We start from the raw sequence: 8,071 nt of genomic DNA, 5'->3' as shown, positions 1-8,071 counted from the left end.
TTATCACCGACATAAAGGCATGAGCAACGGTCGCGTTGAGGGCTTTAATCGAAAGGCAAAGCTTTGCCAGAGAAGGGCTTACGGGTTCAAGGAGTTCAAAAACTATAGACTAAGGCTTTTGAATCTGTGCGCATGAAGGGCTTGAGGGTGACACCCACACTGAATCGGGAAGAGCCACTATAGACTAAGGCTTTTAAATCTGTGCGCATGAAGGGCTTGAGGGTGACACCCACACTGAATCGGGAAGAGCCTATCATTGCATTTCAATCCTTCAGGAATAAAAAAAGCCGGCTTATTAAGCCGGCTTTTTTCTGGTGGAGGTTAGCGGGATCGAACCGCTGACCTTTAGAATGCAAATCTAACGCTCTACCAACTGAGCTAAACCCCCTCAGGAGCTAGTAGATTTGCCTGAAATCCCTCCACCTTGCAAGAACTTTTTTTCACTGACGTGAATCCGAGGAAGAGGTCACCTTCAACGGAGCCGCGTCTTTGAAGACATCATCCACTTTGGTAATGCTGATGGCGGACTCGGGGATGTTCAGCTTCATGCTGCCAATCAGCTTATCCTCGTCCAGGAGCTCCTGGGGCTTCTCCCCATCATACTTCACCGTGGACACCGCGTCCGACGCCAGGCGCTTCTTCAGCCCCTGGGCATCCTGAGTAATCATGACGATGCGCAAATTCTGGGCAGAGAAGTGCTTCCGAATGGCTTTGTTCACATCGTCGAGCGTCAGCTTGCTCAGACGGTCGCGCATGTAGGCTGTGTATTCCGGCGTGCCGTACCAGGCGGAATCGAGCGCATAGCCAATCTGTTGGTCCTGGGTCGCGGTCATGACGAAGACGTTCTTCATGATGTACTCGCGGGTTTTTTCAAAGTCGTCCTGACTCAGCCCGTTCTTGATAAGTTTATCCAGCTCATAAAGCGCGATCCGCAGAGCATGATGAGCATTCTCAGGCTGGACCGGACGGATCCAGACCTCAAATAGCTGCGCCTGACGGACGATATTGGGACTCGGGAAGAAGGAGTACATGCCGCCAGGAAAGGCTTCAATATAAGCATAATCACCATAGTTCATCCCGCGGACTTCACGGATACGCTCATAAAGGTGCGACATCGAGCTTCTATGCTCACCCAACCAGGACCGAGCCAGCCACAGCGCTGCGAAGTCAGGATGCGAGCGGGTGACTTCAATCGGCGCCCCGAAGGAAATCGCAGTAGCCCGCGTGCCTTTTTCGATGATGTTGACCTCCAGACCCTTGGGCTTCGCACCCGCGATATTTTTCGCAGGGGCCAGCGCGGGACCTTCCGGCAGCTGACTCAACTCACTCTGCAGCATGGCCAGCGTTTCATTGGAAATGCTACCGTTGACGCCGATGGTCACGTTGCTGCGGGTATAGGCCTTCTTCACAAAATTCTTCACATCATCGAGCGTGATGCTCTCCAGACCCTTCACAGTCCCAATCACCGGATGGCCATAGGGTGTGCCGGCGAAGACCCATTCCTGAAGACGCTCTTTGCCCAGCTCTTCCTCATTATTATTCCGCAGACTGTTTTTCAGGTTATTCAGCTGCACGGATTTCAAACGCTGGAAATCCTCATCACGGAAACCGGGAGCCAAAAGACTGGGAGACAGAAGACCTATTACCTTCTGCGCGTGATCCTTGTGCGTGGAAATCGTAAAGGTGGTGACTTCCTTATCCGGCAGACTACCGAAGCCAGCGGCCATGGGGAACAGGGCCTTTTGCAGCTCGTCGTAATGATAGCGCTCCGAACCTGCGTCGGATATCATGGACGCTGCAAGATAAGCAAGACCTTCCTTGCCCGCAGGATCCTGAGCGGAACCAACCTTGAATTGCAGCTTGATATTCAAAAGCGGAATCTGGTTCTTCTGCGCGATCACCGGAATATTGACCTTCTGAGCCCGAACAGGCTGAAACGAGGCCAACGCGGGGAGTTTTCCCGTGGTCTCAGGCAAAGCTTCCTGAGACAGCGTGGAAACGACCAAATTCTTATCCGTAAAATATTTCTGAGCCGCCTTCTGAACATCGGCCGGTGTGATGGTCGCGCTGAAGGTGAAGTATTGATTCAGAGTCTCGTACTTCCGATCATAGCGAACAAAGGTCGCCAGCGTCGAGGCTATGCTTTCCGTATTATCAAGGCGACGAGCGAAGCTATAACGAATATTCGAACGCACTTCGTTCAAACGATCCGCACTGATCGGCTCACTCAGGCTCTTCGCAAAAACCTTCATGATCGCGTCACGGACATAAGGCACGTCCTTGACATCTTTCACCATCGCGTTCACCGCGAAAAGGTCAGGATCCTGCGAACTCGACGACATCGCCCCCAGACGGGTCACCTTCTGCTCGTCGATCACCAGCTGCTTATAGATATCCGATGTTTCCCCAAACGCGAGGTCGAAGAAAAGATCCAGAGCCGCATAGTCCTTATCCTTGACGGAAAAGGCCGGACCGTGGAACGCAACCGAAACCATGGGCGGCGTCGGGCTCGTCCAGGGCACATGCACATAAACGGGACCTTGAGCAGGCGGTTCTTTCGGAATATTCGACTTGAACGAACCAGGCTTCCAGCTGCTCCAGTATTTTTCCACCAGCTTCATCACCTGCGCCGGCTGCACATCACCGGCCACGATGATGGCGGTATTCTCGGGACGATACCAGCGGTCGAAGAAGACTTTGGAATACGCGTACTGGTTGGGCATATCCTCGATGTCTTTGATGAAGCCCATCGTCGTATGCTTATAGGTATGCGTGGTGAACGCCTTGTCTTTGGTGACTTCATAAAGCTTCGACATGGGGTTCGCGCTGTTTTTATTGTATTCACCGAGCACGGCGCGGGCCTCGGTCTTGAATGCGGATTCCGGATATTCCAGATTCTGGAAGCGATCCGCTTCGATCTTCATCATCAATTCCAAATCATCTTTGGAAAAGGTGGTGTGATAATTCGTATAGTCGTTCGTCGTATAGGCGTTCTGCCGCGCACCCATGCGGGTCAGATAACCCTGATAGACTTCAGGCGGCGTATTTTTGGTCCCGCGGAACATCATGTGCTCGAAGAAATGGGCGAAGCCGGTCTTGCCTTCCTCCACTTCATTGCGGGATCCGGTCAGCACGGGAATTTGCAGGGATACCAAATTGGGAAAGCCCGTGGGCACCACGATGACTTTCAGGCCATTCGGCAGCGTCTTTTCCGTAACCGTCAAGGGCAAAATATTATCGGTTTTCGTCGCCGACTTTGCCGGCGAAGCCGCCTGGATCAGGCCTGGTGTCAAGGCCATGAGCAAGGGCAGGATGCGGAGTCCGAGTCGCATGATTTATGTCTCCTTCAGAGAATCTTAAGCTTTCTCATCTAGCATAAAGCCCAGAACGATCCCAGGCTTTTCAGAGCCGGGACTTTGTGAAAGACTGGTCTGGGTGAAAACCAGCCGTGGAGCCTAATAATGTCGAGCAGCCTGACCCGGAATCCTAATCTCGATCTCACGTCGCCCGCTGTTCATAAACATCCTGAGGATGACTGGCGCCGAAACCTGGGCCGCTGGGCCCCCTCGTTTCCGCGCGATGATTCATGGTGGACAGGGCCCAACCCCAAGGATGCCGCCTGCCCTGGCCGTACCGCGGAAGGCTGGATCACAGCCTTGAAGGCTCCCGACCTTGAGAGCTGCAAGCGTTCCGAGGTGCAGGCCTATTTTGACAACGGTTGGGTGCTGACCGAGCTGCTCTTTGCCGCGTTGACCGAGGAAGAGGCCTTCTATCGTCCGCCCTATCACGGTCTCAGGCATCCGCTCGTTTTCTATTATGTGCATCCCGCTGTTCTGTTCGTGAACAAACTTCATGTGGCGGGTCTGCTCGACAGTACGCCGAATGCCTATTTTGAAAGGATTTTTGAAACCGGCGTCGATGAGATGAGCTGGGACGATCTTTCCAAAAATGAGATGGAATGGCCGGATATCGCCGCCTGCCGGGACTATCGTCGCCAGGTTTACCGTATTGTTGCGACTCTGATCGCCACGCATGACGGACTTGCCGACGGCCATGCGCCCATCACCATGGACTCGCCGCTTTGGGCTCTGTTCATGGGAATGGAGCATGAGCGCATTCACCTCGAAACCTCCTCGGTCCTGATGCGCGAATTACCTGTGCGCCTTGTGCAGCGTCCCCCGCATTTTGCGCCCCTGCATCCGAGCGCGCGGCGCTATGAAACCACAGGTAAACATCCATGGCGAGCCCCCGAGCCCGGACGCGATTATCCCGTGAATTCCTGGCGAAACGTCGCAGCCGGCTCCAGCACGATCGGCAAATCCCCTGATTTCCCGAGCTATGGCTGGGATAATGAATATGGACAGGATGTGCGAGAGGTCGCAGCGTTTCAGTGTCAGCAGCATATGGTCACCAACGGCGAGTTTTTTGAGTTCGTGAAAGCTGGAGGCTATCGCGAGGCGCGCTACTGGTCGGAAGACGGATGGCGCTGGCGCAGCTTCCGCAATATTAAATGGCCAACGTTTTGGATACCGATCGGGGCTCAGGGCGCGCACGAATACGGACTGCGCACCTGTTTTGAAATGGTTCACATGCCCTGGGATTGGCCTGTTGTCGTCAACCATTATGAAGCGAAGGCCTATGCGAGCTGGCTCACGGAAAAAGACGGCTCGGCTGTTCCACGCCGGCTCCTGACGGAAGCGGAGCACTATCGCCTGCGTTCCCACGGCTATGGTCCGGCCCTGGATCATCTGCAGTTCGGCAGCGAAGGTCCAGTGGCCAGGGACGCTGACTTCGCCGATGTGTTTGGAAATGTCTGGCAGTGGCTGGAAGATCACTTTCATCCGCTTTCCGGTTTCAAGGTTCACCCTTACTACGATGATTTCAGTACGCCCTGCTTTGATGGACGCCATCAGATGATAGCCGGCGGCAGTTTTATCAGCGTCGGGGACGAAGCCAGCGTTCACGCGCGCTTTCATTTCCGCCCGCATTTTTTCCAGCATGCCGGTTTCCGCCTCGTCGACCCTTTGCAAAGCGACAATGATGGCGCTGTGCAGACCATTACCAGGGAACGGAGTTTGCCGCAGGGTTTTGAATGGTCCAGCGAAGCCCTGGTCCATGGCTTTCAGATGATGACTGAAGCGCTGCGGCCTTTCTGGGATCATTTTAACGAGCGGGCTCCTGCGCCTTCCTTGCCCACGCAAAAAATCTTTGACGACGCGCAGCCTCCTGAAAAGGGCGAGGATTTGAATCAGCTGCTGCAAAGTCTCGTGCAGAACCTCAGCCAGCACGATGAAAGGGTCGGGCATCCGGGTTACATGGCTTATGTTGCTGGTGCCGCTCAGCCCGTCGCGGCGATCGGCCAGGCCTTGGCCATGCTTTTGAATCCCTACACCGGAACCTATACCAACGCGCCGACAGCTGTGCAGCTGGAGCAGCAGGTGATTCGTTGGCTCCTGTCCATGATGAACTTCCCTGAAACAGGCGGCGGCTGGATCACCACAGGATCATCCCTGGCGATTTTTTCCGCGGTGATTGCCGCGCGGCAGTCGCGACCGGCTCCCTTCGGTCAACGGCGGGTCTACGTTTCCGATCAGGCCCATCATTGCATCGGCAAGGCGCTGTTCGCAGCAGGATTCGCGCCTGAGGAAACCTGCGTACTGCCGACCGAGGACGGAAGACTTTCACCCGCACTCGTGAAGCAGCGCATCCAAACGGATAAAAAGCAGGGTCTTCATCCCGTTCTCCTTTTCGCAACAGCAGGAACGACCAACACGGGTCGGGTGGATCCGCTGGATGAACTCGCGACGATCGCGCAGCAGGAAAAGCTCTGGTATCATGTGGACGCCGCCTACGGCGGATTCTTCCGCCTGGTGCCGGAATGCAAGGTCCTGAACGGAATCGAACGCGCTGACTCGCTTTCCCTCGATCCCCATAAATCCCTTTATATGCCCTACGGAACAGGCGTTCTTTTAATGCGCGACGCCTCGAGTCTGAAGTGGCCGCGGGGTTTCGAATCTTCTTATATGCAAGCTCCGGATACTGAACAGCCGAACTACAGTGATATGTCCCCCGAGCTGTCCCGCGACTTCCGCGGTCTGCGTCTTTGGCTTTCCCTGAAAACCTTCGGCCTGGAAAATTATCGGCGCGAGCTTTCTGAAAAATGGCAGATCGCGCGCCAGCTCGCAGGATGGATTCAGGCGGAACCCAAGCTCGAATTAACCGCCGAGCCGGACCTTTCGCTTCTGGCCTTCCGTGTGCGTGAGGACCGCGATGATAAAAAAACCGCGGCTCTCCTTTTGGACATCAATCGCAGTCAGCGTTTTTATCTGACCGCTTGCCGCTTTGAAAACAGGCTGCAGATTCGTGTCTGCATCCTGGGTTTTCGCACCAAAGGCCAAACCATTCAGGATCTGATGGAGCACATTCGGCTTTCACTCACGAGGATCTGACGGATAAAAGGACGAACGCAATGGACAAGGACTTTCGCACCTACTTCGCCAGCAAGCCCGGACTGATTCATCTGAACAACGCGGGCCTTTCGCCGATCAATATCAAGGCCGAAGCCATCGTTCATCACTGGGTGGAACGCTATCGCCGCGAGGGCATGTTCTGCAATGACGCTTACATGGAAGCGATCGAGGAAGCGCGGCATGATATGGCCCTTTTTCTGGATGCCGAGACAGGATCCGTCGCGTTTTTTTCCTGCACATCCCATGCGGTGAGTCAGCTCGCCTTTCAGATGGATCTCAAGGCCGACCAGGAAGTCCTCATGTGGGATCAGGAGTATGGATCCCATCTTTATCCCTGGCAGGAGGCCTGCCGACGCAGTGGAGCGCGGCTCGTGCTGGCGGAATCGGGCCCTGACCTTGCCACGCCTGTTGAGAAACTTCTGGCCCTGGTCACGGATCGCACGCGCGTGATCGCTGTGTCCTGGGTGCAGTTTCAAACCGGCGCTCTGACCGACCTCGCCCCTTTGGTGGAATTAAAGAAAGACCGCGATCTTTGGATCGTCGTCGACGGCATCCAGGCCATCGGCAATCGACCTTTTTCCTTCAAGAACTCGGGCATTGATGCGTTGGTCGGTGGGTCGCACAAGTGGATGACCTCACCCGTCGGCGCAGGCTACCTCTGCATCAGGCCCGAGAGGGTGCAAACATTAAGGCCGCATAACGTCGGCGCGCAAACCTTTGGGACCTGCGATGATCCGACCAGCATGGTCTGCGTTCCGAAGCAGGATGCGACGCGATTCGAATCCGGTTCACGATCGGTTTTGGAAATCCTTGCGCTCGGCACATCCGCGCGACTCATCCAAACTCTCGGAACGCAGCGACTTCTGCAGAGAAGCCTCGATCTTGGTCAGATGCTGGCCGATGGCCTCGACGAACTCGGCTACCGGGTCGCACGCCCCAATGGTCCCAAGGTTGTGACGCCGATGCTGAATGTCACGGCCGGTGCAGCCACCCCGCTGGCGGATATCGAGTCGATGAGTCAAGCGCTGAAGAAAAACAAGATCAGTCACGCGCGGCGCGGGCCGGGTCTGCGCCTGTCGCCGCACGCACACAACAATCGGGAAGATATACAGGAAACTCTGCGGGTGTTTTCCGGGAAGTTTCGAAGCGGCTTATAGAACGGGGTCGTCGGTGCAGATCGTTTTCACAACGCGGCAGCGGCCGGACTCTGGATCCTGAAGGCATTGTTCCACAGCTTTGCGTTCCATGGTGGCCATGGCTTCCGTGTTCAGGCGCGAGCCCTTCAACTGGGCCCAACCATAGTGCCCACGCCGATCCACAGCCCACGCAAGGCAACCGTCCTGCACGGCCGCAACCGCAAAACAGTCCTGACCTGGGCGCTTTTTACGACAGATCTGGATCGCCTCCTGTAAGGTTTCCGTCAGGGTCCCATCTCCAACGACAGAAAATTCGCGCAGGGTATCATAGGTCGATGCGATAACGCCCCATTGGGCTGCATGGACCTGATTCGCGCATAAGAGCATCCCAAGCAGACAGAAGCGGCAGGTCCGCTTCATGAGCAGCAGCATATCAAAAACTCCCTCTATTGCTTTTCAACTATT

Annotated in this window: 5 protein-coding genes and 1 tRNA gene; 3 read left to right on the top strand and 3 right to left on the bottom strand. The window is 55.4% G+C overall.

Going from position 1 to position 8,071, the window contains the following annotated elements:
- Positions 1-19: 19 nt before the first annotated feature.
- Positions 20-136, top strand: coding sequence for a transposase (locus VFO10_RS00565; RefSeq protein WP_325136710.1), 117 nt, complete (start codon positions 20-22; stop codon positions 134-136).
- A 176-nt stretch (positions 137-312) separates the two neighbouring features.
- Here VFO10_RS00565 and VFO10_RS00560 read toward each other — a convergent pair.
- Together VFO10_RS00560 and VFO10_RS00555 are read right to left on the bottom strand one after the other, a co-directional pair.
- Positions 313-388, bottom strand: a tRNA-Ala gene (locus VFO10_RS00560).
- A gap of 52 nt (positions 389-440) precedes the next feature.
- Positions 441-3,332, bottom strand: coding sequence for a pitrilysin family protein (locus VFO10_RS00555; protein ID WP_325136708.1), 2,892 nt, complete (start codon positions 3,330-3,332; stop codon positions 441-443).
- A 129-nt stretch (positions 3,333-3,461) separates the two neighbouring features.
- Here VFO10_RS00555 and ovoA point away from each other — a divergent pair, with 129 nt between their 5' ends.
- Both ovoA and VFO10_RS00545 read left to right on the top strand, forming a co-directional pair.
- Positions 3,462-6,449 carry a 5-histidylcysteine sulfoxide synthase gene (gene ovoA, locus VFO10_RS00550; RefSeq protein ID WP_325136707.1) on the top strand — a complete coding sequence of 996 codons (2,988 nt, stop codon included), beginning with the start codon at positions 3,462-3,464 and terminating at the stop codon, positions 6,447-6,449.
- Positions 6,450-6,469: 20 nt separating this feature from the next.
- A complete protein-coding gene (locus tag VFO10_RS00545; protein WP_325136706.1) occupies positions 6,470-7,627 on the top strand; it encodes an aminotransferase class V-fold PLP-dependent enzyme in 1,158 nt (385 codons plus the stop codon).
- Here the strand turns inward: VFO10_RS00545 and VFO10_RS00540 are convergent.
- Positions 7,622-8,038 (bottom strand): DUF4189 domain-containing protein, encoded by a 417-nt coding sequence (locus tag VFO10_RS00540; RefSeq protein ID WP_325136705.1) that lies wholly within the window; start codon positions 8,036-8,038, stop codon positions 7,622-7,624. The two genes, VFO10_RS00545 and VFO10_RS00540, sit on opposite strands and share 6 nt — an antisense overlap.
- Between the last annotated feature and the right edge of the window lie 33 nt (positions 8,039-8,071).

This window comes from Oligoflexus sp. (genome assembly GCF_035712445.1).
GTDB lineage: Bacteria > Bdellovibrionota_B > Oligoflexia > Oligoflexales > Oligoflexaceae > Oligoflexus.
This window is presented reverse-complemented; position numbering and strand designations above follow the sequence as displayed.